Consider the following 25,471-nt stretch of genomic DNA (forward strand, 5'->3'; position numbering starts at 1 on the left):
CGTCAATAAAAGATTTTCAACTACGTCGCAGTTTACAGTTTCTGTATCGAAACAACAATCTACTAGATATCTGCCCTACAAAATTAATTTATCTTGATACTAATGTTGGTGCTGATTCACTTACTTTACTAATCTCTACACCTTTATAATAGTAGGTTAGGATTTCTTTGTAGCTTTTCCCTTCCTTAGCCATACCATTTGCACCATATTGACTCATGCCTACACCGTGTCCATAGCCCTTTGTTGTAAAAATCAAATGATCGTTTTTCTTTTCTATTGTAAAGTCGCTCGATCTTAAGTCTAACTTTTTACGAACTTCTCTCCCTGAGAAAGTTTTATTTCCAATTGACAGTTGATCAATTCGATGACCCTCTGTCCGTGATGCTTTTAATGATAATGTTTTTTTACTCGGAATTTCGAGCTGTAGTTTTTTTTCTACTTCCTTAATTGGTATTGTTACTTGATCCAAATACTTTGGAGATTCTTTATCCCATGGGCTTTCCACGCTGCGCAAATATGCAAATTTACTTTTGAAGTAGTCCTCAGAGTTTTCTGTGTATCCATTACCTGTTGAAAAAAATGTGGGCGTAATTGGTTTATCCTTATAAGTGATAATTTCGCCCTGAGTAGCTTCTACTGCTTCGATAATTTTGCTCATTTTCCAATCATAATCTGTGCCCCATATTCTCCTTAGTTCCTGTTCATCCTTATATACTTGATGTTGCACAGTATCTGTAATAGCAATTTTCGATTCTTTTTTAGGTTGGTGGAGCATGTGCGCAACAACATACGTTCGTGCAGCAAGTGTCTGTGCCTTTAATGCTTCTTTCTCAAAATTAGCAGGCATTTCAGATGCCACCACTCCAGCAACATAATTCTCCAAGGGAACATCCTCAACTTTATCTGAACTTGCTCGCATTACTGCCACAGAGATAGGTGATTCAGCAATCTCAAGCTGTGGACTCTGTTGCTGCAGTTCACCTGTAACTGCTTCCTGGTCATCCATATTAATAAAGGGTGCCACAATTAGCGTTGGCATAATCAAGATAATCATGATCAAGCTTCCTATAACTAGGAATCCTGGACTTTTCAGAAAAGATGAAGAACCGTCACCCTTTAGATTCAGTGATTGATGATGACTTTGCTTATGTTGAAGTGCTTTTTTACGCTTAATGTAATCATAGGTGTTAGACTTTCGATTTTTTGACGATGATTTGTTCATTGATTGCCTCCTTTTGTGTTAGTAGTGGATGTTTAGTGGGATTGGTTGCTTTAAAATCGCTTTCTTATAAGGTTGCACCTAGCGAAAGGCGAAGTTTGTTGTATGAAAGTCAGCAATATCCATCTAGTATATCTACTATTAAACGTATACATTTTTGGAAAACAATAGAACAAAAAATTGGATTTTTATGTTGGGGATTCAGCAGTTCTTCTGTGATTGTTAGCACGTCAATATATGGCTACATTCATGGACTAGCATATTGTTAAGGGGGTAAAAAGGGGGACACAATAGAAGAAATTTGGGTAAAAAAAGAAGGACAGCAGACTGCTATCCTCTTTCTCTTATTTGTTATTCTAATAGACTTACAGATTTTACACACGTTTACAGGTTTTATTCATGCCAATATCGTCTCATTTCACATAGCTCTTTTTCGTATACAGTGTCAGCAATATTTGTTATTTCAACCGCTTTTCCATTTGTCCGCGAGTGAATCATTTGACCATTCCCATAATATATTCCTACGTGATGAAGATCTCCCTTTCCTTCTTCATATGCAAAAAATAATAAATCGCCAGGTAACAGATCTCCATATGCAACATGCTCCCCTGCTTCAGCCTGTTCTGTGGCATCGCGTGGGATTTGGTAGCCACATGCTTTATGTGTTGCATAGCTGAATCCAGAGCAATCATATCCAAACGAACTCATACCACCCCAAAAATAGGCAAGATCCATGAATTGCTCTCCTGCTTCCACTATTGCAGTACCGTTCTTTTTTTCCAGCCCTGCCTTTGTTTCATAAATATGGACAACTTCATTTGGTAAAATTCTTGTACCATTTGGTGTCGCAACTTCTATCTTTCTTGGATGTTCACCCAACACAGGCAGACACGTCATGTAGCTTAGCTTCATTACCTTCTCCCCATTGTCACCTTCAAGCCAGGCCTTTTTAGAAATAACGGCTGCAGACTTTGATTGATCCCAGTACTCTTTTTCTACTTTTTCAAGCTGTATTAATGGGACCCAACCTGGATAACCGCGATTATCTTTGTTAGAGGGTTGTGTTGGTATCACCACCTGTGCCCAATCTCCATCTATTAAGGTTACTTCAACTGTTTCTCCGTAAAGAAGCTGGGATTGAACTCTATTCTCATCACAAAGAGCAGTCTTTTGTTCAGTTGTTAATTTTGTAACCCAGTGATCCATATCAGTTGGGTTTAGCAAACCTGGTTCGTCAATTCTACGCGTGGATTCTTTTGATGTCCAAACAGTCGCTACTTGTACTGCAACAACCCAAATTTCATTTTCATCAAACGTTTGATTAATCATTTTACTCCATTCCTCTCCCGCGGAAAGTACTTACACTTACCTCAATAACTCTGGTAAACTCACTGTACTCCTGGTTCAAACCTTACAATCTTATCATTCGTTGACATTTTCGCATTAACACCTAGTGGTATAGCATAATGGGGCTGACAGTGTCCTATTTTAAACCCTGACATAACTGGTATTGCCAGACTTCCAAAGTAATCCCGATAGACTTCCTTTAATGACAAAGAAGGTTTGCCATTCCTGGGGGCAGCATTTGAAAAGTCTCCAACCAGAATGCCTGTTAACTCAGCCAGTTTTCCCGCCTGCCTTAGTTGATTTAGCATTCCATCCACCTTATAAGGGACCTCATCGACATCCTCTATCAACAATATTTTATTTTTTGTATCGACTTCAAAAGGTGTACCGATAGAACTTGCCAGTAACGACAAATTACCCCCAACTACTGGCCCCGTCGCTGCGCCTTGGTTTAGCACTTCAATGCTGGAGATTGCCTCCGAATAGACGAGGGTAGTTGGTTTGAATAATTGTTCAAATTGCTTTATAGAAAGCTCATGAAAATCATCTTTTCCCATATCAGATGCTGGCATTGGTCCATGAAACGTAACAAGTCCAGTCACTTGGTGTATGGCATTATGTAAATAAGTAATGTCACTATATCCCCATAGAACTTTAGGATTACGTTTAATTAAATCATAATCAATATCTGAAGCAATCCGACCTGTTCCATAGCCACCACGCGCAAAAAATATTGCTTTTATTGCTGAATCGGCAATCATTTCATGTAAGTCGTTTAATCGTTCTTCGTCTGTTCCAGCTAGATAGCCATGAACTTTTTCTATATTTTTACCTAATCTAACGTGGAGACCCATTTTCTCAAAAAAAGGTAGCGCCCGTTTCAGATTAAACTGATTTACAGGACCTGCCGGCGCAATAATGCCAATGGTATCTCCTTTCACAAGACGCTGCGGTAGTAACACCTGACATCCCCCTTTTGCAAAGCTATTTCCAATCTGCTAATTACCTGCTCCAGATCACTGTTTCGCATGTAAGTGACTATGGACCTATAAAAAACACTAAAACGGCTTAAAGTAAGTTTAAAACGACTTTAACAGGCATGATTAGGATGAGAATGCTGTATTCATTGCCAACTCTGTCATTACAAGCATTGCTTGATACGCTTCCAAGATATCTTTTGCTTCAAATTTTACAATTGTTGTCCCAGGTACTATGGAGGTGCCTGGCATTAAATTAGCCCATTCAGCTTGACCATAATTTGAAAACTCGATTTTCAACGTTGGGTTATTTGGTGGTGTTAATGGGTGTACATTGTGTCTATTTTCCAAAGCCGCTGCAACCTTTTCTGTCAAAAGCTCTCCCGCTTTTTTAGGTGTTAGACTTTTAACTGAAGACCTGGAAACAGTTTGCTTAACTGCAGCTGTCGTTACACCAGGTATCAGGGCCTCCGCTTCTGCAGCTGCTTGATCGTCGCCAGCCACCAGGAGAATCGGCACACCGAAGTAACCTGCTACATACGCATTGAAACCCAATTCACCAATAGGCTTGTCGTTTATAAAAAAGTTTCTGACAGCGTGTATCATTGCGTGGGACATCACACCAAACTTCCCTGCTTGTGCATGATACCCTACAAACATGGCACCCTCATATGATCGATCGAGACCCTGCATCATTGAATACGGCTTCACATCACCTGTAATTAATTGGGCATACGGATGCAGCTGTTCGATTAGGATATTATTCATTTTGGAATGACTGTCATTTATAACTACTTCAGAGCAGCCAAATTGATAAGCCGCATCAATCACATAATTTGTTTCGTCGGTCATTATCTTTCGACCACGTTCATAATTTATTTGCTTCGAATCAACATATGTATAATCGGGTAACCCTGTAATCCCTTCCATGTCAACGGATACATATAACTTCATTTACAAACCCCCTATATAGTTGTTAGACTTGCTACACAGTCAAAGTAATACGAAACAAACTTGTCTTTTATATTTGTATTTTTGCAACAATTTGATAATACTAAAAGTATAGTAGAAAACTTGGCATACGCCAAGCCTAAATAGCGAATGCCTTTTATACTTTCTTACCTGTCTATAAAATTGCTTATGCCCATAAAAAATTACACAAAAAAAGATGAAACATTGTTTGCTTCACCTGGTGGAATTCTCTTTGGTCAGGTGTCCGTTAACTTTAAGCCACGCCTACATTATTAGTAAGCAAGGCTTAAGAGGTTAAGGGAACTTCTAAAAAGCACTGGATAAATTATTGGTTTAACCATGCTTCTTATTCATTTCTTTCCCATAGAGTAGAATATTAATTAAGATAGTTTAGCCGCCATAGACTCTATGGCATTTGTCTCTGTTTCATGCTGCTGATAGGAATTAACCACATCTCCATTTTCATCAACACGTTCAATATCTGCACCTAATGCTGCCAACTTTCCTGCAAAGTCAACATAACCGCGATCTAAATGCTTTAATTCGGTTACACGCGTGAATCCTTCTGCTTTTAAACCAGCAATAATTAACGCTGCTGCGGCACGAAGATCGGTAGCTGCTACTTCAGCACCCTGTAAATCCGTAGGGCCTTCAACAATTACACTTCTACCTTCAATCCGGATTTTAGCATTCATTCGGCGAAATTCTTCAACATGCATAAACCTGTTTTCAAAAACAGTTTCTGTAATAACACTTGTACCTTCCGCGCATAGCATTAGTGCCATCATTTGTGATTGCATATCAGTTGGAAATCCTGGATGTGGTAATGTTTTAATATCAGTTGCCTTTAGTACATCAGCACCAATAACACGAATTCCATCATTTTCTTCCTGGACAATTACGTTCATTTCCTGAAGCTTCGAAATTAATGATCGTAAATGTTCACTAACAGCATTCTGAATTAAAACGTTTCCACCTGTAACTGCAGCCGCAACCATCAATGAACCGGCTTCAACACGATCTGGAATAATAGCGTGCTCTGCGCCATAAAGACACTCAACACCCTCTATACGAATTGTTTCAGTGCCTGCTCCTACAACATTTGCACCCATTTTGTTTAGATAATTTGCAAGATCGACTATTTCAGGCTCTTTCGCACAGTTTTCAAGGATTGTTTTTCCATCTGCTAATGCGGCTGCCATCATAATATTCTCCGTTGCACCAACACTTGGTACATCCAGGTAAATTTTAGCGCCTTTTAGACGACCCGGAACAGTTGCCTCTACAAAGCCATTGCCAACATGAACTTCAACACCCATTGCTTCAAAGCCTTTTAAGTGTAAATCAATTGGACGTGATCCAATTGCACACCCACCAGGCATCGCAACTTTCGCATGACCGTACCTGGCAAGGAGTGGCCCTAAAACCAATACGGACGCACGCATTTTTCGAACATATTCAAATGGCGCTTCTGTCATAAGTTCTTGTGTAGCATCAACTGTCACTATATTATTTTTAAATTTCACATCAGCATTCATATTTCGTATTACTTCGTTTATCGTATATACATCTGCGAGCGTAGGAACATCCGTGATGACGCTCTTTCCTTTACTTGCTAAAATACTTGCGGCGATAACAGGAAGGACAGCATTTTTAGCACCTTCAACTTTAACGGTGCCATTTAATTGATTCCCACCGCGTACGATGATCTTTTCCATAATCCAATCTCCTTATGTTCCAATTTCACTATATTAATATTCAATAATCAGGATAGGTGTTCCTACCGTAACTTTCGTTTTCCCATTTTTAGTATCTGTAATTGCAATGTTTACATTCATGGGCTTATCCATAATGTTTAACTTCTGGTTCCATAATTGTGTATACCCAGTAATAACTTTTTTATTCATAGCTCGATCAACATTGTCTTGTTGTGTTGTTATGTGCTGTAATTTTAGCTTTTTCTTTAGAAACTCTACCAAATAATCACTTTTCATTGTATCACTACTTTTAGTGCTCATACAAGAAAATTTTATAGAATTCTCAGTGAAATATTGCAAAACAATAGATTTGTGTAATTTTATATATTCATTTTTAACTTCTTCGTTCCAATTCTTACCTGAAATTACAGAAACAAGTTCTGCTTTAAAGTCTTCATTCTTTGGAATAATGACAGTATACCTTACGTATACAGCATCACTTTTTTGTACGCTCCCAAATGAATATTTTATAACATTTTTGTCTTCTGAATAAGAGGCTAAGTAACTATTTTTTAATGTATTTACATGCTCCATCAATTTTTCTTTTGGAATATTTTCTTTAATCGTTACCCTCCATTCATCAATCTCTAAACCTGTTTTCTTTGTTAAGCCTGCTAGCTGGATCATCTCGTCATTAGTCAAATTAGTATTGTAAGCTGAAACATGAGTTGTTATAAGTAAAAAAAATATAAAAATAAGTGCAATTTTTTTCATTAAAATTATCCTCCTTATCAATCTATGTATCTAGTATTAACAAAAAAAATAAAATCATACTGCTCAAAAAAAGAAAAGCGAGGCAGTATGGAGCATACCGCCTCGCCTTTCCTTTATATAGATTGCAAATGAAAATCTAAACTTTTATTTAAAAAACGAATATCATATTTTGAGACCATGTAAGGATATCTAGGAAGAATCTACTTACTCCAGTTCCAATTACTATCGCTATAAAGATGAGTAGTATTCTTGCTTCTACTATCTTGCCTTTCCGAAAAAGTGGATCAAAATTTATTGTCTGCATAACATGCCATGTAATTGCTATGAAAAGTAGATGTGAAATCATACTTACTATCGCCATTTGTCCAATCGAAACCATATTTACGCTCCTTATTAGTCACTAAGTTTTCTTTTCATTTGTTACATTGCCATTAACAAGAAAAATTGTCAACGATTTAGAGTGCAGCATCTATCAAAGATGAATATATTGTCGATATTTCCCGGGCAATACATTAGTATTTTTAAAATTTAGTCGAATGTCGACTTTTAGTTGGAGTTATGCTGGATTTCTCGGATTTTTAGAACCTGATGACGGGTGATATTTCCGATTAACGGACGATTCCTGGCCGCGAGCAAGGCCTATTTCTCCATATGCAAAAAGCCTCTCAGCTATTATTAATAACTGAGAGGCTTTTTTAACAGTAAGTGTAAGGATAGTTTCAAAACTTTCATTACTGCATAAGTGCCATTAAGGCTTGGCGATAAGCCAAGTTTTCTTTTATTAACGAGTGATGTCCAATCTGTTCATTGCCCGTTTGAGTGCTAATTCTGCCCGTTGGAAGTCGATATTGTCTTGTTTGGTCTGTAGACGGCTTTCTGCACGTGTTTTTGACTCTTGTGCACGATCCACATCTATCTCTGAAGGCTTTTCCGCAGATTGAGCAAGTATTGTTACTTTATCTGGGCGTACCTCCAAAAATCCGCCACTTACAGCGATTCGTTCCACATCGTTTCCACGCTTTAAACGAACAGCGCTTATGGTTAATGGAGCGACTAAAGGGATATGTCCTGGAAGAATACCAAGTTCCCCATACTCTGCTTTGCAGCTTACCATATCAAAACTATCTTCCATTACTGGACCATCAGGAGTAACAACACTCACAGTTAGTGTTTTCAATGTAACCCCTCCTAGCGACTGGTATACATGCGTGACAAAGATCGGAGGTTGAACTCACACTTTGTCAAAATTGGTATAGGGTTCCTCTACCATTTGGCGCAGACACCATTGTGTCGTTTTATTCCATTTCTTTTGCTTTTTCAATTACATCTTCAATGCGTCCAACTAAACGGAATGCATCCTCTGGTAAGTTGTCGTGTTTTCCATCAAGAATTTCTTTAAAGCCATTTACAGTCTCTTGTAATGGTACATAAGAACCTTTTTGACCAGTAAACTGTTCAGCTACGTGGAAGTTCTGTGATAGGAAGAACTGGATACGACGTGCACGAGATACTGTTTGCTTATCTTCGTCTGAAAGTTCATCCATACCTAAGATAGCAATGATATCCTGAAGCTCTTTATATTTTTGTAGAGTCTGTTGAACCTCTGTTGCAACTTTATAGTGATCTTGACCAACAATTTCAGGGTCAAGGGCACGTGAAGTTGATGCAAGGGGATCCACTGCTGGATAAATACCTTGCTCAGATAATTTACGATCTAAGTTTGTAGTTGCATCCAAATGCGCAAATACTGTTGCTGGCGCTGGGTCAGTATAGTCATCGGCAGGCACGTAAATAGCCTGGATTGATGTAACTGAACCTTTGTCAGTTGACGTAATACGTTCTTGTAGTTGGCCCATCTCTGTTGCAAGTGTTGGCTGATAACCAACGGCAGATGGCATACGTCCAAGTAATGCTGATACCTCTGAACCTGCTTGAGTGAAACGGAAAATATTATCAACGAAGAACAAAACGTCTTGTCCTTGTTCATCACGGAAATACTCAGCCATTGTTAAGCCAGTTAACGCTACACGCATACGTGCACCTGGTGGCTCGTTCATTTGACCGAATACCATAGCTGTCTTTTTGATAACTCCTGAATCGCTCATTTCAAAGTAAAGGTCATTACCTTCACGTGTACGTTCACCTACACCGGCAAACACTGAAATACCACCATGCTCTTGTGCGATGTTGTTAATTAACTCCTGGATAAGTACAGTTTTACCTACACCAGCTCCACCGAACAAACCGATTTTACCACCTTTGATATATGGTGCTAAAAGGTCAACAACTTTGATTCCTGTTTCCAATACTTCTGTTTCTGTAGCTAAGTTTTCAAACTTAGGAGACTCACGGTGAATTGGATCACGACGAATACCTTTATCTAGTGGCTCATCAAGATCAATGTTGTCACCTAATACGTTAAATACGCGGCCAAGCGTTTCTTCTCCAACCGGTACTGTGATGGGTCTACCTAAATCGACTACTTCCATTCCACGCATAACACCATCTGTTGATTGCATAGCAATTGTACGAACAGAGTTATCGCCAAGATGAAGTGCTACTTCTAACGTAAGTAGAAAGCTCTTCTCTGTACCGGCATTAAGCGTGACTGTTACAGCATTATAAATTTCTGGGAGATTTCCGTCTTCAAACTTAACGTCGATTACCGGTCCCATGACTTGTGTAATGTGTCCTTTACTCATCGATTTCCCTCCTTACTAACTTGTCAATTGATCAAAGTATTACTCTTGCGCTGCTACCCCACCAATTATTTCTGTGATTTCTTGTGTTATTGCTGCTTGACGTGCACGATTATATTTTAGTGATAAATCATCAACAATGTCATCTGCATTATCAGAAGCACTGCGCATTGCAGTCATTCTGGCAGCATGTTCACTTGCTTTTCCATCAAGTAATGCTCCATAAATTAGACTCTCTGCATATTGTGGCAGAAGAACTTCTAAGATTTTTTCTTGATCTGGCTCATATTCATATTGACTTACACTACTTCCTCCACCTGTTAGGGCAGTAAGTGGTAGTGCTTTTTTTGCTGTAACCTCCTGCGAGATTACGCTCACGAAATGGTTATAGAAAATATGGAGCTCATCAATTTCTTCGCCAATATACATTTGCACTGTTTCATAAGCAAGTTCTTTAATTTCAGCAAAGTCAGGCTGATCCGCAATACCGATTATTTTCTTGGCAACTGGCATATTACGTTTTTTGCAAAACTCATAGCCAATACGTCCAACAACAATCACTGTATACTCATCAGTTGACTTGTGGTTAGCACTGATTGTCTGATGAAGTTTTCTCAAAACACTACTGTTGTAGCCTCCTGCTAATCCACGATCAGATGTTATAACCAGGTAACCTGTCTTTTTAACTTCACGAGATTCTAGCATCGGATGACTAACATCTGAATTGTTTTGTGCTATATTCGATACGACCTCTTGAATCTTTTCACTGTAAGGAACAAAAGATTTTGCATTTTGCTCTGCACGGTTTAGCTTTGATGCAGAAACCATTTGCATAGCTTTTGTTATCTTTTTTGTCTTTTTCGTTGAGTCAATTTTACTTTTAATATCTCTTAGTGATGCCAAGCTTTTCCACCACCCTTTCATTCAAAGGTTGCTTGCACTTTAACTATATTAGCTATATACAGCGTTAGCACCTGTTAACAGGCGCTTTCGCTTTTTATTAATCCAGCTGCAGCGCCTAGCAACTAGTGAACTTCCTTCCCAGTGTTTTCGATAAGTCAAGCTCAAAAGGAAGTACACCTTTTGGCTTTCCTTTATCTCTTATGAAGGGAGGTTCGATTAACACCGCCACTTTGCGTGGCAAAATCGAACTACCCACGTTGCGTGGGCACAGTCCATACGTTGCTGACCAGGCGCTTTCGCTTTTTATTTTGTAGGTAGGAATACTTTTTTGAATGCTTCTACTACACTGTTCATGTCTTCTGTTTCTGGGAGTTTTCCAGTGTTTTTAATAGTTGCAAGTACTTCTTTACCATTTTCATCAAGCCATAAATGGAATTCACTTTCGAAGCGCGTAATGTCTTCTACTGGAATGTCATCTAGGAAGCCTTTTGTTAATGCATAAATAATCATTACTTGTTTTTCAACTACTAGCGGCTTGTGTAAGCCTTGTTTTAGTACTTCAACTGTCCGTTCACCACGGTTTAGTTTCGCTTGTGTTGCTTTGTCAAGGTCAGAACCAAACTGGGCAAATGCTTCTAGTTCACGGTAAGACGCAAGGTCCAAACGTAGTGTACCAGCAACTTTTTTCATTGCCTTAATTTGAGCAGAACCACCTACACGTGATACCGATAACCCTGCGTTAATCGCTGGGCGAACGCCTGAGAAGAATAAATCTGATTGTAAGAAGATTTGTCCGTCAGTGATCGAAATTACGTTCGTTGGGATATATGCAGAAATGTCGCCTGCCTGTGTTTCAACAAATGGTAGAGCAGTCATTGAACCGCCACCTTTTGCATCACTTAGCTTAGCGGCACGCTCCAGTAAACGTGAATGCAGATAGAATACGTCACCTGGGAAAGCTTCACGACCTGGTGGACGACGTAATAATAATGAAAGCTCACGGTATGCAACCGCTTGTTTTGATAAGTCATCATATACTATTAAAACGTGTTTTCCGTTGTACATGAATTCCTCACCCATTGCTACACCTGTATATGGAGCAAGGTATGATAATGGAGCAGGATCAGATGCACCTGCAGATACAACGATTGTATAATCCAGTGCACCGTATCGACGTAAAGTTTCTACTGTTCCACGAACGGTAGATTCTTTTTGGCCAATTGCAACATAGATACAAATCATGTCCTGGTCATGCTGATTAATAATAGCATCGACTGCGACTGTTGTTTTACCAGTTTGACGGTCACCGATGATTAACTCACGCTGTCCACGTCCTATTGGTACAATTGCATCAATTGCTTTAATTCCTGTTTGTAATGGCTCATCAACAGATTTACGATCCATTACACCTGGTGCAGGTGCTTCGATTGGGCGTTTCTTTGTTGTTTCAAGCTTTTTACCACCATCAATTGGTTGTCCAAGTGGATTAACTACACGACCAAGAAGTTCTTCCCCAACAGGTACTTGCATAATGCGACCTGTACGGCGAACTTCATCGCCCTCTTTGATTCCTGTATAAGGTCCAAGGATTACAATACCAACATTGCTTTCCTCAAGGTTTTGTGCTAATCCCATAACACCATTAGAAAATTCAACTAGCTCTCCAGACATAACATTGTCAAGGCCGTGAGCTCGTGCGATACCGTCACCAATTTCAATAACTGTTCCCACGTCACTTACTTCAATATCAGAATCGAAATTTTCGATTTGCTGTTTAATCAGCGTACTGATTTCTTCAGCTTTGATGCTCATACCACTTCACCCCTATCATCATTTGTTTGCAGATACAATACTCCGTTCGATGCGTTTCAGTTTTCCACTAATGGACCCATCATAAATCGAGTTACCCATGCGAAGTTTGATACCGCCAATAATCGAAGGATCTATTTTGTTCTCAAGATTGATTGATTTTTTTCCAAAGCGCTTTGCAAATGTCTTGCTAAGCTTTTTAAGGTCATCTTCAGATAAAGCATGAACTGAATACACAGTTGCATCAGAAATTCCCTTTGCATCATTCGACATGTGGATGAAATGGTCCACTACAAATGGCATAAGTTCCACACGACTACGTTCTACAAGTAATTTCATTGTGTTCAGTAGATCAGTAGAAATCCCTTTAAATACTTCTGTTAAAAATTGCTTTTTCTTAGCATTTTCCACACGTGGATTTGTTAAAAAAGGGAGAAGATTGCTGTTTTGCTTGAAAACCTGTTGTAAAACATTCATTTCTTTATCCAATTGATCGATTGTTGACTTGTCAGTTCCAACCTGAAAAAGAGCCTCTGCGTAACGTTTAGCAACTACTGCTTCACTCATCGCTCTTCTCCTACCTCTTGAATGTAATCGTTAATCAGTTTTTCCTGATCTTTTGCGTTAAGTTCTTTTTCAATTACTTTACTGGCAATTAGAACTGATAATGAAGCCACTTTATCCTGTAACGCCTGGATGGCTTTTTCTTTTTCATTCTTGATTTCTTCTTGTGCTGAAACTTTAATGCGTTCTGCTTCTTTACGTGCAGACTCAATAATCTTTTGTTCCTGTTTTTCACCAATATTTTTGGCATCTTCAACAATTTGTTGCGCTTCTTCTTTTGTTTGGCGCAATTGCTCTGCAGCGGCTTTTGATGCACGCTCTGATTCAGCACGGTTCTGCTCTGCAGCTTCTATTTCATTCGCTACGTATTCTTCACGTTTTTGCATCATTCCCATAACAGGACCCCATGCATATTTCTTTACCAAGAACAGTAAAACGATAAAGAAGAATAGTTGGACTAACATGTCACCAATGTGAAGTCCTCCGATAACAGCATTTAGTGTAGAAAACCCAGTGAATGCTTGCACAGAATTCACTCCTTTCACCTAACTTTGTGGGAATTGCATATTTAAAATTTGGTTTATTTTATTTATTAAGAAGAGGATTAAAATCATCGTTCCCTCTTGTTTTGAAGGTCATGAGTATTTCTCTTACTATTACTTATTGAAAATAATGGCGAAGAATCTATCTTTAGATTATCTCCGCCTTTTTAAAACTTTTATCCATTCATAACCATTAACGCGATAACTACTGCGATAATAGGCATTGCCTCAACTAGACCTACACCAATAAACATTGTAGTTTGAAGTTGATTCTTAAGTTCTGGTTGACGAGCAATCCCCTCAACTGTACGTGATACGATTAAACCGTTACCTAAACCTGCACCTAATGCCGCTAGTCCTACTGCAATTGCAGCTGCTAAAGCTCCCATAATATAAATCCTCCTCGATATAATTTGTTTTATTTTTTATCTGCTTTAATCAGTCTTGCTGTCAAAGCCGGTTAATACCAAATATTGATGACCTTAATGGTCGCTGCTTACTTTATGTGACATGTACACCATTGTCAGCATTGTGAAAATAAATGCCTGGATAGCTCCAATGAAAAGGCTGAAACCCTGCCATGCCAACATTGGAATTGCACCACCTAGGAAACCTAAGACACCTGAAGTTGTTACACCTACCAATAACCCAAGTAATACCTCGCCGGCAAAAATATTACCGAAAAGACGAAGACCGAGTGTCAAGGTGTTTGCAAATTCTTCAATTATCTTAATAGGTAAGAATACCGGAAATGGTTTTAAAAACTCTTTACCGTACTCTTTTGCTCCTTTTACCTTGATGCCATAAAAATTTGATAAAAGTATGACCATTGCTGCAAGTGATAATGTAACACCTGGATCAGATGTAGGTGATTTCCACCATAAATCATGGCCAAATACTGCCATGAATGCTACCCCCATTATATTCCCTACTAAAATGTAAGTAATGAGCGTCAATCCCAGTGGCAAGAAAACCTTACCTGTCTGCCAATCCATCGTGTCGCTAATCATGCCTTTTACAAAGTCAAGGATCCATTCCATGAAATTCTGTGTACCGGTTGGCTTCATTTGGAGTTTTCTAGCCCCTAGTACACAAAGAACAAATACAATCAACGAAGCAATTGCAATCATCAGGACATTGGATAGATTGAAATCAAGCCAGGATATCCCTAAAACATCTTCTACTATTGGTGCTGTGTGATCCACGTTATTCACCCCTCTCTCAAGCACTAATCTTTAGATTTGAACACCATAAAATCTATGACAATGACGATGTAAGATGTCATTAGTCCAATTATTACGGCTTTTACAGAAAAATAATCTTCATACTGAAGTGCTATGATCACTGCGAGTGCGACGGCAGCAAATCGCGATACAGTGCCTAGTCCCTTTACGGATTGCTTTTTTACTACGGCCTCTCCAAAGTCGTAAATCTTCTTTTGCAGAATATATAAGTTATAAAAACTAATTATAGATCCTAAAAGAAGTCCGAGGAAGATACGAAGATAAGGTGTGAACCCTGCTCCAAGTATCAGAATTGCGAGAAGGTAGAGCATCCACTTGCGTTGACGGGTTATCATTATTCCATACTGCTTCATTGTTGCTATACCCCCGTCAATGATAGCTCTGAAATCTACCTTTAAAATAGTAGGTTCTAGTGATGAGCTTGTTGCGTTTTAGTTAAAAGCTATTCTAACAAGCATGCTACCAGTTAGAAAAACGATAGCTTCCAACCAATCAATCTATTCCTTCTAAAATCACTTAAAAGTGCATTTAAGAGAAAAAGATCTATGCAGAATAATTCATTCTTAAAAAGCGTGTCGAATAGCCGACATAAGAACATAATTATTGCAGTATAATGAAAACCTTATCATTCCACACTACGCAAGTGTACAATAGCCACAAAGTGTTGTCAATTAGTTTGTGAGACAAAATACAATTGGAAAATCTATGTATTTTTATTTTTTAATAGACGTTTAATTCACCCTGCTTAGGCGACATATTTTGCATGGTAATAGGTAGGCTCCACTCTAATAACACTCTGCACTTTATTATAAAGGAAAACAGGTGCTAATTGCGTGACGGTTTTGTGACGAATGCTTATTTCTTTATTTCCAGTTCTGTCAGATAACTATCATATGTCCCATCTTTAAGAGTCAGGGTTATGAGAACCTTGTATTGACCAGAAACTTCCACTTCTTTTTCATCCAAAAACCCCTCATTCATGCCTACTACCGGTTCTTCGATTTCAAATAGTGTTTTTTCATGGATAAGTGTATGTGGATTGTAAAGGTCTACCGCGACATGTTCCAACTCTTCCGTCAGATACATCCGATAAACAAAGGTGTCATCTGAGAAGGGTTTGAGTAAAAATTCGAGTCCCATCGCCTTTTGGTATTCTCCGGATTTGTTTAAAAATAAGTATGGTAGTTTGAACGAGTTACTTCCACTGTTAAGTGTTAGATAGCCTTGATGAATTCCTTCTTCGATCCAATTAGATGTTACATCCAGTTTTACCTGTACCGTTTGTTTAGAATGCGGCTTTACGGTTACCTCCTGAGGCAGAAGCCACCGCAATCCTTTCTCCTGGTCCGGAATAATGAAATGGTAATCCTGTTCCTGGCTGGTAGTGTTTTCAATTGTTAAATCAACAGTTTTCTGCTCATTACCCTGTTCAATTTTCCCAAAAGAAAGTAAGGGTTCGTGTAATATGGTATCGGTTTGAATTGCTGCCTGTGGCCGGATTAACCCCATTCCTTGTAAAGTAGGATCCAATAGCATACCATTTGCACTGGTCAACGGCTGAGCAGTTGTTTTTAAAGCATTCGTCAATTGACCAACTGTCCAATCAGGGTGTGCTTGTTTAAGCAGCGCTAAAGCACCTGCAACATGTGGTGCCGCCATACTGGTTCCTTGCAGTGATGCATATCCATTGGGCACTGTACTTAAAATATTAGCTCCAGGTGCGACGACGTCTGGTTTAATGTCCCAACTAACCGTGACCGGTCCTCGAGAGCTAAAGGATGCAATAGTGGAGGGGACTTCCTTATACTTTGTATCCATGTAAAAGCTTTTTTCCTCCAGGTTTTTCAGTAGCCATTGACCTGTTTTTTTTGAAACAGCAGCAACTGGAATTTTAATTGGGTTTTGCTGGTTCACAACAGACCCATTGAAATTCCCTTTTTCGTTATTATAAATAATTACTGCTTCAGCACCTTTTTCCTCGGCAACTTTAGCCTTTTCATAAAATGGAATCTTGTTACCACGCTCGATTAAAGCAATTTTTCCATACAGTTTATCTTCGTTACTTGATACAATCTGATAATCTCTCGAGAAATCCCACTCTGGAGCCCCTGCCATCGAAATCAGTGGGATTGATTTATCAAGAAAGGACTCGTAAAGGTAAGGTGTTTTTTCTGGGTAGGTTGATGCACCAACTGATAAAGCTTTCGATGCGGTTGCTGGTGATCCTACTGTCCAGTCTGCAGGACCGGCATTCCCATTAGCAATAACTACTGCTACACCAAGCTTAACGGCGCGGTTTACTGCTACACTTGTAGGAAAGTCTGGCCCATTTACACTGTTACCCAAAGATAGATTTATAATATCTACATCGTCCCTTATTGCTTGTTCCATCGCAGCGATTACCTGAATTGACGTGCCACTACCTCCCGGACCGAGCGCGCGGTAGGCATACAATTCTGCGTCTGGTGCAACACCTTGAAATTCCTCTCCATCAGCCCCAATAATTCCTGCAACATGCGTCCCATGAAGGGTGGGGATTCCCTGATCCAGTAACGTCTCCATCGGATCATCGTCAAGATCCACCAAATCATAGCCATCGACATAGTTAACATCAAGGTCAGGGTGATTATAGTCAATGCCTGTGTCAATTATCGCCACTTTCACCCCTTTACCAGTGTACGTTGTGTTGTTCAGGTTATATGGTGTAACTGCCGTTTCCTTGGACTTAGCGGACAATGCTTTGTACGTTCTGACAGGATGTACAGCCTTTACAAAATCCAGAGAACCCATTTCTGTTAAATTACGCGGAGATGACTTTAGTGCTAACCCATTAAATAACTTATCGTAGGTTGCCACCACTTCCACATATGGGAAATAGGTCTGCAGGTATTCTTTACGTTTCTCCGGGTCACCCTCCACTTCAATGATGACAGAAACAGCATCTTTTTCAGAGGCAAGAACTGATAGTGGTTGGGTTGTTAGCGTAATAATTAGTATAATTGTCAGCTTAATAAGTAATCGCATAGTTTATGAGGTCCCCTTTTTAACCTAGCTTTTGAAAAAACACCCAAAAACATGCATGAAAGTATTACTTCGGTCATAGATAATGAAACTTCGTGTGTATTAATATTCTAATCAAAAAAAGTGCTACCATTATTGGCAGCACTTTTGGTGTTTTTCATCTAGTTAAAATACCCTATTATCGCATCGGTAATGCGCTCAGAAGCTTTTCCATCACCATATGGATTGGAAGCTTTGCTCATCTTTTCATGTGCAGCTTTATCTGATAATAGTTCGTTTGCTAGATTAAAGATTGTATCTTCGTCGGTACCAGCAAGCTTTAATGTGCCTGCATCAATTCCTTCTGGCCTCTCGGTTGTATTACGCAAAACCAATACAGGTACTCCGAGTGATGGCGCCTCTTCCTGCACGCCACCAGAGTCAGTTAAAATGAGGTGGGAGCGTGAAGCGAAATTATGAAAATCTACGACACCAAGTGGTTCAATCAACTTAATCCGGTCATCATCACCAAGAATTTTTGCTGCAGTTTCTTGTACAACTGGATTTAAATGAACTGGATAAATTACCTGAACATCGTCATGTGCTTCGACTAAACGTTTGATAGCGCGAAACATTTGCTCCATGTTGCTGCCCAGATTTTCACGGCGGTGTGCGGTCATGAGAACGAGGCGCTTATCACCAAGCTCATCAAGAACCGGACTAGCATAGGAAGCATCAACGGTTGTTTTTAATGCGTCGATAGCAGTATTTCCTGTAACAAAAATACGATCCTCAGGTTTATTTTCAGCTAACAGATTTTGTTTTGACTTTTCGGTTGGAGAAAAATGAAGGTCTGCCATAACTCCTGTAAGCTGACGATTCATCTCTTCCGGGTATGGCGAATATTTATCCCATGTACGTAAACCTGCTTCGACGTGACCAACTGCAATTTGGTTATAATAAGCTGCAAGTGATGCTGCAAACGTTGTTGTTGTATCACCGTGAACAAGCACAATATCCGGCTTTACTTCTTTCATTACTTCGTCCAAACCCTCTAGTGCTCGTGTTGTGATTTGCGCAAGTGTTTGCCTTTGTTTCATGATGTCCAAATCATAATTTGGTGTGATATCAAATATCTCCAGAACCTGATCCAGCATTTCACGATGCTGGGCGGTTACAGTTACGATCGGTTCAATTACATCTGTTCTTTTTTTTAATTCAAGGACGAGTGGAGCCATTTTGATTGCTTCTGGTCTTGTCCCGAATATTGTCATTACTTTGATCCGTTTACTCATTGATCCTACACCCCACTACTTACTTAGTTCCGTACAATCGATCCCCTGCATCACCAAGTCCAGGGATAATATACGCGTGCTCGTCCAGTTTTTCATCAAGTGCTGCAATATAAATATCTACATCAGGATGCTCTTCCTTTAATTTTTCTACGCCTTCTGGTGCGGCAATTAGACACATGAAACGAATTTGTCTAGCTCCACGTTTTTTCAATGCATGAATTGCGTCAACTGCCGAGCCGCCAGTTGCAAGCATTGGATCAATTACGATTAATTCACGTTCTTCGATATCTGATGGAAGTTTGACATAATATTCGACTGGTTGAAGTGTTTCCGGGTCGCGGTACAACCCAACATGTCCAACACGTGCAGCCGGGATCAACTTTAACATACCATCAAGCATTCCAAGCCCTGCGCGTAGGATCGGAATTAGGCCGATTTTTTTACCTGCAAGTACCTTCGTATGTGCCTCCATTACTGGTGTATCAATGGTTTTATCAAGCAACGGCAGATCTCGTGTAATTTCAAAAGCCATAAGCATTGCAACTTCATCAACTAGTTCACGAAATTCTTTTGTTCCTGTATTCTTATCTCTTATGTACGTTAATTTATGTTGAATCAACGGATGATCCAGTACGAGTACTTTTCCCATTAAACCTACCACTCCTTCAAATTTCTTGCATCTATAAAATTGTACTGAAAAATCGACACCGTTTCAAGTTTTGGTCGGTTATTTTTCGACAGGTGCCTGACCCCTGTCGAAAAATAGGTGCTTAAAATAAGGCTGTTTTCTAAAAGATTGTTGTTTATGCTACAAAATCTGCGAAGTAACTGCTGGTTGATTTCCGCTGCTGACCGTTGCTTTCCGCGGGCACGGCTTCAGCCTCCTCGAGAAAACCACTCTGCGGGGTCTTCAGACTCGTGCTGTTCCCGCAGGAGTCAACGGTCCTCCGCTCCAATCAACTGCCATAATTGTGAGAAATTGAATCACAAAACCACAAAAATGATTTCTATCGTTAACCATACAGCGGAGGGAAAATGCGAGACTCCTATGGGAAAGGAACCAGGCCACTGAAAAAGCGGTAGATTTTAAAATTTAACTTTTCACTTCAAATTAGCATCTTGAATATACGTAGACTCCTGCGGGAAGTAAGAGATCGACGAGACCCCGCAGGACGGTAGTCCGAGGAGGCTCGGCACTCTCCCTAAGGTGCGCGAAGTATATTCGAAGATTCGATGGTAGATCGACACATTTTGTACCATATTTAAGTTTTTCAGCGGCCTCGAAAGGAACAGTCTGAATACCCCGCAGTGAGCTGTCTTTGCTCAGCTCAGGAGGCTGAAGCTTTCCCCATGGAAAACGAGTGTTTTTCCGGAGCGCTGGATTAGCATCAATTTAGTAAAAGGTGGTAGGAGATAAACATAGCAACTACTTCGCAGTTTCTATAAACTGTGAAGGCTAAAAAGCAACAAAACTTACGAAAAGCGCCTAAAAAAAAGACGCCCCGGGTAGGAGCGTCTGGTTTCTTAAGCATATAATGGGTGTTTGTTTGTCAGTGCATATACGCGGTCTGCTGCTTCTGTTAATTTTGTTTCGTTATCATGATTTTTTAGTGTGAATGAAATGATTGATGCAATTTCTTCCATTTCGTCTTTGCCAAAACCACGTGTTGTAACTGCAGCTGTTCCGATTCGAACACCACTTGTAACAAATGGACTTTCTACATCAAACGGGATTGTATTTTTATTTGTTGTAATGCCAATATCATCTAACACTCTCTCCGCTACTTTACCTGTTAGACCTAGCGTCGTAACGTCTAATAGTAAAAGATGGTTGTCTGTACCACCAGATACAATACGCACGCCCTCTTTTTGTAGTGCATCGCTTAATGATTTTGCATTTTCGATAATTTTTTTTGAGTACGTTTTAAATTCATCTGTAAGAGCTTCCTTGAATGAAGTAGCCTTTGCAGCGATTACATGCATTAATGGACCACCTTGCATACCAGGGAATACTGACTTATCAATTTTCTTTGCAAATTCTTCCTTACATAAAATCATTCCACCACGTGGACCACGTAAAGTTTTATGCGTAGTCGTCGTAACAAAATCTGCATATGGAACAGGATTTTGATGAAGCCCGCTTGCAACCAAGCCAGCAATATGTGCCATATCAACCATCAAATAAGCTCCAACAGCATCGGCAATCTTACGGAATTCAGCGAAATCGATATGACGCGAATACGCGCTTGCCCCTGCAACAATTAACTTAGGCTGTACTTCTTGTGCTTTTTTCAAAACAACATCGTAATCAAGCTGCTCTGTTTCTTTTTCTACACCATAATCAACAAAATTATACAATGTTCCACTGAAATTAACAGGGCTGCCGTGTGTTAAATGGCCGCCATGATTGAGGTTCATTCCTAGAACAGTATCACCAGGCTCTAGCACACTGAAATATACTGCCATATTTGCTTGAGCTCCAGAGTGTGGTTGAACGTTGGCATGGTCTGCACCGAATAATTGTTTTGCCCTGTCACGTGCTAAGTTTTCCACAACATCGACATGTTCACAGCCACCATAATAGCGTTTGCCTGGATAGCCTTCCGCATATTTATTCGTCAAAACTGAGCCCATTGCTTGCATGACCGCTTCTGAGACAAAGTTTTCTGACGCAATTAGTTCAATTTTGTCATGTTGACGTTTTTTCTCGTTTTGAATAGCCTCGTATAATTCTGGGTCACCTTGTTTAACTTGTTCCATAGTTAAGAACCTCCTATAATAGTTAGAAAATTTGGCATTCGCTAAACCTTAATGGCGCGTGCCTTAGTTGCACTTATGTAGTAAGAAAGTATTTATACCTTCTTACCTGTTAACAGCTTTTATTTTCTATTGCATTGGTATAAATTGCCCGTTCCCCACCAATTAATTTTGGTCGGGTTTTTGCACCTGTAACACGTGCATTTCCAATCGTCTTTTGTTCGAAACGAAGCGGAATTGCAACATGCTTTACGTGCATGCCGATCATGGTTTCCCCTATGTCTATTCCAGCTTTAGCTTTGATTTTTTCCACAACAACTGGATTGTTCATGTTCTTAAAAGCATAGGTTGCCATTGATCCACCTGCTCTTGGGGCCGGTATAACAGAAACTTCTTCATGAAAACGCGCGTCGAATGAATCACGCTCTATTACCAAAGCCCTATTTAAATGTTCGCAGCATTGAAAAGCTAGTTTTACATTGGTAGCTTTTTTCAAGTCTAGTAAGCCGGCAAATATAACAGCTGCCAGCTCCTCGCTTCCAGACGTACCAATATGTTCACCAGCAATCTCGCTTGTCGAACATCCAATGACGAAAAGATCATCAGGTTTTAGGTCATCACGCTTAATCCACTCACTTACAACAGCGTCAATATTACCTTTCACCTGCTCCTTCAATTCAACCACCACAATCACCCGCCCTCAAAATTAAAGTTGGTGGTGCCTGTCACCGTTTTTCGTATGTGGTTACTTTTTCGATGCGGTTTGCGTGACGGCCACCGTCGAATTCGGTTTGCAGCCATATTTTTGCGATTTCGCGAGCTGGCCCTGGTCCAATGACACGTTCACCCATTGCAAGTACGTTTGAATCATTGTGCTGACGGGTTAATTTCGCTGAGTAGCTGTCATGAACCAATGCACATCTAATCCCTTCTACTTTATTAGCGGCGATTGACATCCCAATTCCTGTTCCGCAAATAAATATCCCTCGATCAAATTCACCATTTGCAACACGTTCTGCTGCCGGTAAAGCATAATCAGGATAATCTACTGAACTCTTGCAGTCACAGCCGGTGTCTTCATATTCTATTTCCAGCTCATCAAGAAGCTCAATAACTTCCTTTCGAATGGTCATTCCTGCATGGTCTGCTGTTAAAATTACTTTCATTCAAATTCAACTCCTAATCCATCAATTCTTATTCCTATTATGCACCATTTTGAATTACTTTTCGATTTTTTTAATTAACTGCGATATATACGTGTCTAATTCCTCTAATGTTTCTTGATACACAGTTAAATTGCCGCCAAAAGGATCAGATATATCATAGTCGATAAGGCTGGATTCGAGGCCATTTATTTTCTGTAAGTCTTTTCCTAAATGCTCATTTAATTTTTTTTCTAATGTTGATTTGTCCATTTTATGCTGATTTTCCTGAATAAAAACAGCTCTCTTTTCCTGGTAATTTGCTTGAATTGTTTTTAATTCAGCCCAAACATCATTGTCTGAGTCAGAAACATACTCTTTTAATGTATGGTACTTATCCTGGAATTCTGGGTACTGTAAAATCAACGACTGTTTATGCTGTGTAGTCATCGTAAGGACTAAATCCGACCATTGAAGAAGCTTATCTGTAACCGGTTGTGATTGATGGTTTAGCTTTATCCCTTTTCTATTAAGGGCTTCAATTGCCGTATGGTTTGCCCGCTGATTTTGTCCAGCAAAAATACCCGCAGACTGAACAGTAGCATGCGGTAGTTTATGAGTTATCAATGCTTCGGCCATTGGACTTCGACATGTATTTCCTGTACAAATAAACAAGATGTTCATAAATGCGTAACCTCCCTGGGACTCAACAGCGTATATGATCCAACAAGTTAGAAAAACAAACTAACTCCTGGTCAAACTATACCACAGAAAGGGCGTTATTGTCAGACAAAAGCGTAAACGGTTTTAAGGACATCTGGATGAACTAGCCAAATAGTAAAAGAAGGCCAAACACACAAAGAATGCTTCCCCCCAGCATTTCACTATATACCCCTAGGAACCCATATACTTTTTTTCCAACTATCATTCCAGTCCAGGTTAAAACCATACTAATTCCACCAAAAAAAACTAATGCAATAATTGTTTTAACCCCAGACATACCTAAACTTAAGCCAACAGAAAAACTGTCTAAGCTAACACTTATTGCAAAGAGCAGCAGACCAAATCCAGTTGGTTGGATAATCTTTCTCGCTTCGTTATTAAAAGCAGAGAAAAACATTTGAGAACCGATTACAATTAACAGTAAACTACCAATAAAAACCGTTATATCTCCAATTTGACCTGAAATTGCTTTTCCAAGCATGATGCCGGTAAAGGGCATGATCATATGAAAAAAACCAATAACTATTCCTATGAATGCAATACGTTTTAACCGGATTTGCTGCATTCCCATTCCTAAACTAACTGAAAATGCATCCATTCCAAGCGCAAACGCCATAAATAACAACGATACAAGTTCCCCTGCATGTTCCTCAAACATCAACCATCCTCCTCAGACTCGTCCATAAATATGTATGCTAGTCCAAGAAAGAATATGATGGCCGAAGTGGTGCCTGGCACTTGTCGAAAAATAAATGATCTGTTCGTGGTTATTTGACGTATTTGGTTGCTGCTTTTTCCAGTCTATTCATAATAGCTTGTCCGATGCCTTTTTCAGAAAACGTCTCACATAGAATAAGGTCGATAGTTGCCTGTTTAAATGATCGCAATCCTGGATACAGGTTAATTGCTACCTGCGTCAGATTTTCGCTTGATCCGAGCTTAACCACTTGATCGGCTTGTAATGCATTGGCTGTTTCATCGCTTGCCATCACACCAACTCGTTTGCCGCTTTGTTGTTGATAACCTATAATTTCCTGAAGCTTATCCACAGATCCTGCTATTAACCATAGGGGAGCTTCTGGAGCATAGTGTGTATACATCATACCGGGTGATTTTGGTTTTTCAGACTTATTTGCTAAAGCAGGATCAACTAGCACCTTACCAACTACTTCCTCAATTTGAGACATGGTAATTCCACCCGGGCGCAGGATAATTGGAATTTCCCCAGTACAGTCAATTACTGTTGACTCCAAACCAACACCAGTTGTTCCCCCATCTATTAATCCGTTAATCTTTTCATTCAGGTCCATCCATACATGGTCAGCAGTAGTTGGACTTGGTTTTCCAGAAAGATTGGCACTGGGAGCAGCAATTGGAATATCCACCTCTTTTAACAATTGGATTGCTACTGGATGGTCTGGTATTCTAATTGCCACTGTGGATAATCCAGCAGTTACATTTTCCGCACACGTTCCGTTACTAGGCAAAACAAACGTAATAGGACCTGGGGAAAATGCATCGATTAGCTTTTCTGCTGATTCAGGCAAATTATCCACAAGTGCTTCTAATTGTTTTTTCGTTGCGACGTGAGCTATCAATGGATTGTCAGCAGGCCTACCTTTCGCTTCAAAAATTTTGGCAACTGCCTCTTTACTTGTTGCATCTGCACCTAATCCATAGACTGTTTCAGTAGGAAAAGCAACAGTCATCCCGTCTCTAAGGAATCGTGCTGCTTCTTTTATTTCTCGATTATTTATTTTTGTGATTCCGTGTAGATTCCATCTAATGGTATGTGTCATCGTTTCTA

General features: G+C 39.7%; 25 protein-coding genes. All 25 read right to left on the reverse strand.

Annotated features, from left to right (window positions below):
• Nucleotides 1–88 precede the first annotated feature (88 nt).
• The gene (spoIID, locus tag ACOI1D_RS11495) at nucleotides 89–1,222 is read right to left on the reverse strand and encodes a stage II sporulation protein D (protein ID WP_422501431.1); all 1,134 of its coding nucleotides are present in this window, start codon (nucleotides 1,220–1,222) and stop codon (nucleotides 89–91) included.
• Between the two features lie 390 nt (nucleotides 1,223–1,612).
• Complete coding sequence (locus ACOI1D_RS11500) at nucleotides 1,613–2,548, reverse strand: NlpC/P60 family protein (protein WP_422501432.1); 936 nt, start codon at nucleotides 2,546–2,548, stop codon at nucleotides 1,613–1,615.
• Between the two features lie 59 nt (nucleotides 2,549–2,607).
• Nucleotides 2,608–3,528, reverse strand: coding sequence for a S66 peptidase family protein (locus ACOI1D_RS11505; protein ID WP_422501433.1), 921 nt, complete (start codon nucleotides 3,526–3,528; stop codon nucleotides 2,608–2,610).
• A 141-nt stretch (nucleotides 3,529–3,669) separates the two neighbouring features.
• Nucleotides 3,670–4,497, reverse strand: coding sequence for a M55 family metallopeptidase (locus ACOI1D_RS11510; RefSeq protein ID WP_422501434.1), 828 nt, complete (start codon nucleotides 4,495–4,497; stop codon nucleotides 3,670–3,672).
• 398 nt (nucleotides 4,498–4,895) lie between these two features.
• Entirely contained in the window at nucleotides 4,896–6,233 is a 1,338-nt protein-coding gene (gene murA, locus ACOI1D_RS11515) for a UDP-N-acetylglucosamine 1-carboxyvinyltransferase (RefSeq protein ID WP_422501435.1), read from the reverse strand.
• A gap of 33 nt (nucleotides 6,234–6,266) precedes the next feature.
• A complete protein-coding gene (locus ACOI1D_RS11520; RefSeq protein ID WP_422501436.1) occupies nucleotides 6,267–6,986 on the reverse strand; it encodes a YwmB family TATA-box binding protein in 720 nt (239 codons plus the stop codon).
• Nucleotides 6,987–7,134: 148 nt separating this feature from the next.
• The gene (locus tag ACOI1D_RS11525) at nucleotides 7,135–7,365 is read right to left on the reverse strand and encodes a DUF1146 family protein (RefSeq protein ID WP_422501437.1); all 231 of its coding nucleotides are present in this window, start codon (nucleotides 7,363–7,365) and stop codon (nucleotides 7,135–7,137) included.
• Between the two features lie 402 nt (nucleotides 7,366–7,767).
• Nucleotides 7,768–8,163, reverse strand: coding sequence for a F0F1 ATP synthase subunit epsilon (locus ACOI1D_RS11530; RefSeq protein ID WP_422501438.1), 396 nt, complete (start codon nucleotides 8,161–8,163; stop codon nucleotides 7,768–7,770).
• 118 nt (nucleotides 8,164–8,281) lie between these two features.
• Nucleotides 8,282–9,688, reverse strand: coding sequence for a F0F1 ATP synthase subunit beta (gene atpD / locus ACOI1D_RS11535; RefSeq protein WP_422501439.1), 1,407 nt, complete (start codon nucleotides 9,686–9,688; stop codon nucleotides 8,282–8,284).
• 39 nt (nucleotides 9,689–9,727) lie between these two features.
• Complete coding sequence (gene atpG, locus ACOI1D_RS11540; protein WP_422501469.1) at nucleotides 9,728–10,588, reverse strand: ATP synthase F1 subunit gamma; 861 nt, start codon at nucleotides 10,586–10,588, stop codon at nucleotides 9,728–9,730.
• A gap of 303 nt (nucleotides 10,589–10,891) precedes the next feature.
• Nucleotides 10,892–12,400 carry a F0F1 ATP synthase subunit alpha gene (gene atpA, locus ACOI1D_RS11545; protein WP_422501440.1) on the reverse strand — a complete coding sequence of 503 codons (1,509 nt, stop codon included), beginning with the start codon at nucleotides 12,398–12,400 and terminating at the stop codon, nucleotides 10,892–10,894.
• Between the two features lie 18 nt (nucleotides 12,401–12,418).
• On the reverse strand, nucleotides 12,419–12,964 hold the full coding sequence (locus ACOI1D_RS11550; protein WP_422501441.1) for a F0F1 ATP synthase subunit delta: 546 nt from the start codon (nucleotides 12,962–12,964) through the stop codon (nucleotides 12,419–12,421).
• Nucleotides 12,961–13,488 (reverse strand): F0F1 ATP synthase subunit B, encoded by a 528-nt coding sequence (gene atpF, locus ACOI1D_RS11555; protein WP_422501442.1) that lies wholly within the window; start codon nucleotides 13,486–13,488, stop codon nucleotides 12,961–12,963. The genes ACOI1D_RS11550 and atpF overlap by 4 nt, the downstream gene beginning before the upstream one ends.
• 191 nt (nucleotides 13,489–13,679) lie before the next feature.
• Nucleotides 13,680–13,892 carry a F0F1 ATP synthase subunit C gene (gene atpE / locus ACOI1D_RS11560; protein ID WP_422501443.1) on the reverse strand — a complete coding sequence of 71 codons (213 nt, stop codon included), beginning with the start codon at nucleotides 13,890–13,892 and terminating at the stop codon, nucleotides 13,680–13,682.
• Between the two features lie 93 nt (nucleotides 13,893–13,985).
• Entirely contained in the window at nucleotides 13,986–14,708 is a 723-nt protein-coding gene (atpB, locus tag ACOI1D_RS11565) for a F0F1 ATP synthase subunit A (RefSeq protein WP_422501444.1), read from the reverse strand.
• Between the two features lie 23 nt (nucleotides 14,709–14,731).
• On the reverse strand, nucleotides 14,732–15,100 hold the full coding sequence (locus ACOI1D_RS11570) for an ATP synthase subunit I (RefSeq protein WP_422501445.1): 369 nt from the start codon (nucleotides 15,098–15,100) through the stop codon (nucleotides 14,732–14,734).
• 502 nt (nucleotides 15,101–15,602) lie between these two features.
• Nucleotides 15,603–17,771, reverse strand: a complete 2,169-nt coding sequence (locus tag ACOI1D_RS11575) for a S8 family serine peptidase (protein WP_422501446.1) — start codon at nucleotides 17,769–17,771, stop codon at nucleotides 15,603–15,605.
• Between the two features lie 158 nt (nucleotides 17,772–17,929).
• On the reverse strand, nucleotides 17,930–19,042 hold the full coding sequence (wecB, locus tag ACOI1D_RS11580) for a non-hydrolyzing UDP-N-acetylglucosamine 2-epimerase (protein WP_422501447.1): 1,113 nt from the start codon (nucleotides 19,040–19,042) through the stop codon (nucleotides 17,930–17,932).
• A gap of 19 nt (nucleotides 19,043–19,061) precedes the next feature.
• Nucleotides 19,062–19,691, reverse strand: coding sequence for a uracil phosphoribosyltransferase (gene upp / locus ACOI1D_RS11585; protein WP_422501448.1), 630 nt, complete (start codon nucleotides 19,689–19,691; stop codon nucleotides 19,062–19,064).
• A gap of 875 nt (nucleotides 19,692–20,566) precedes the next feature.
• A complete protein-coding gene (gene glyA, locus ACOI1D_RS11590; RefSeq protein ID WP_422501449.1) occupies nucleotides 20,567–21,802 on the reverse strand; it encodes a serine hydroxymethyltransferase in 1,236 nt (411 codons plus the stop codon).
• Nucleotides 21,803–21,911: 109 nt separating this feature from the next.
• Nucleotides 21,912–22,484 (reverse strand): TIGR01440 family protein, encoded by a 573-nt coding sequence (locus tag ACOI1D_RS11595; RefSeq protein WP_422501450.1) that lies wholly within the window; start codon nucleotides 22,482–22,484, stop codon nucleotides 21,912–21,914.
• Between the two features lie 40 nt (nucleotides 22,485–22,524).
• Nucleotides 22,525–22,965 carry a ribose 5-phosphate isomerase B gene (gene rpiB, locus ACOI1D_RS11600; RefSeq protein ID WP_422501451.1) on the reverse strand — a complete coding sequence of 147 codons (441 nt, stop codon included), beginning with the start codon at nucleotides 22,963–22,965 and terminating at the stop codon, nucleotides 22,525–22,527.
• Nucleotides 22,966–23,019: 54 nt separating this feature from the next.
• Nucleotides 23,020–23,625 (reverse strand): low molecular weight protein arginine phosphatase, encoded by a 606-nt coding sequence (locus ACOI1D_RS11605; protein WP_422501452.1) that lies wholly within the window; start codon nucleotides 23,623–23,625, stop codon nucleotides 23,020–23,022.
• A 142-nt stretch (nucleotides 23,626–23,767) separates the two neighbouring features.
• On the reverse strand, nucleotides 23,768–24,322 hold the full coding sequence (locus tag ACOI1D_RS11610; RefSeq protein WP_422501453.1) for a manganese efflux pump MntP family protein: 555 nt from the start codon (nucleotides 24,320–24,322) through the stop codon (nucleotides 23,768–23,770).
• A gap of 109 nt (nucleotides 24,323–24,431) precedes the next feature.
• Nucleotides 24,432–25,463 (reverse strand): L-threonylcarbamoyladenylate synthase, encoded by a 1,032-nt coding sequence (locus ACOI1D_RS11615; protein ID WP_422501454.1) that lies wholly within the window; start codon nucleotides 25,461–25,463, stop codon nucleotides 24,432–24,434.
• Between the last annotated feature and the right edge of the window lie 8 nt (nucleotides 25,464–25,471).

Source organism: Virgibacillus sp. DJP39, assembly GCF_049310925.1.
Classification (GTDB): Bacteria; Bacillota; Bacilli; order Bacillales; family Amphibacillaceae; genus Virgibacillus_F.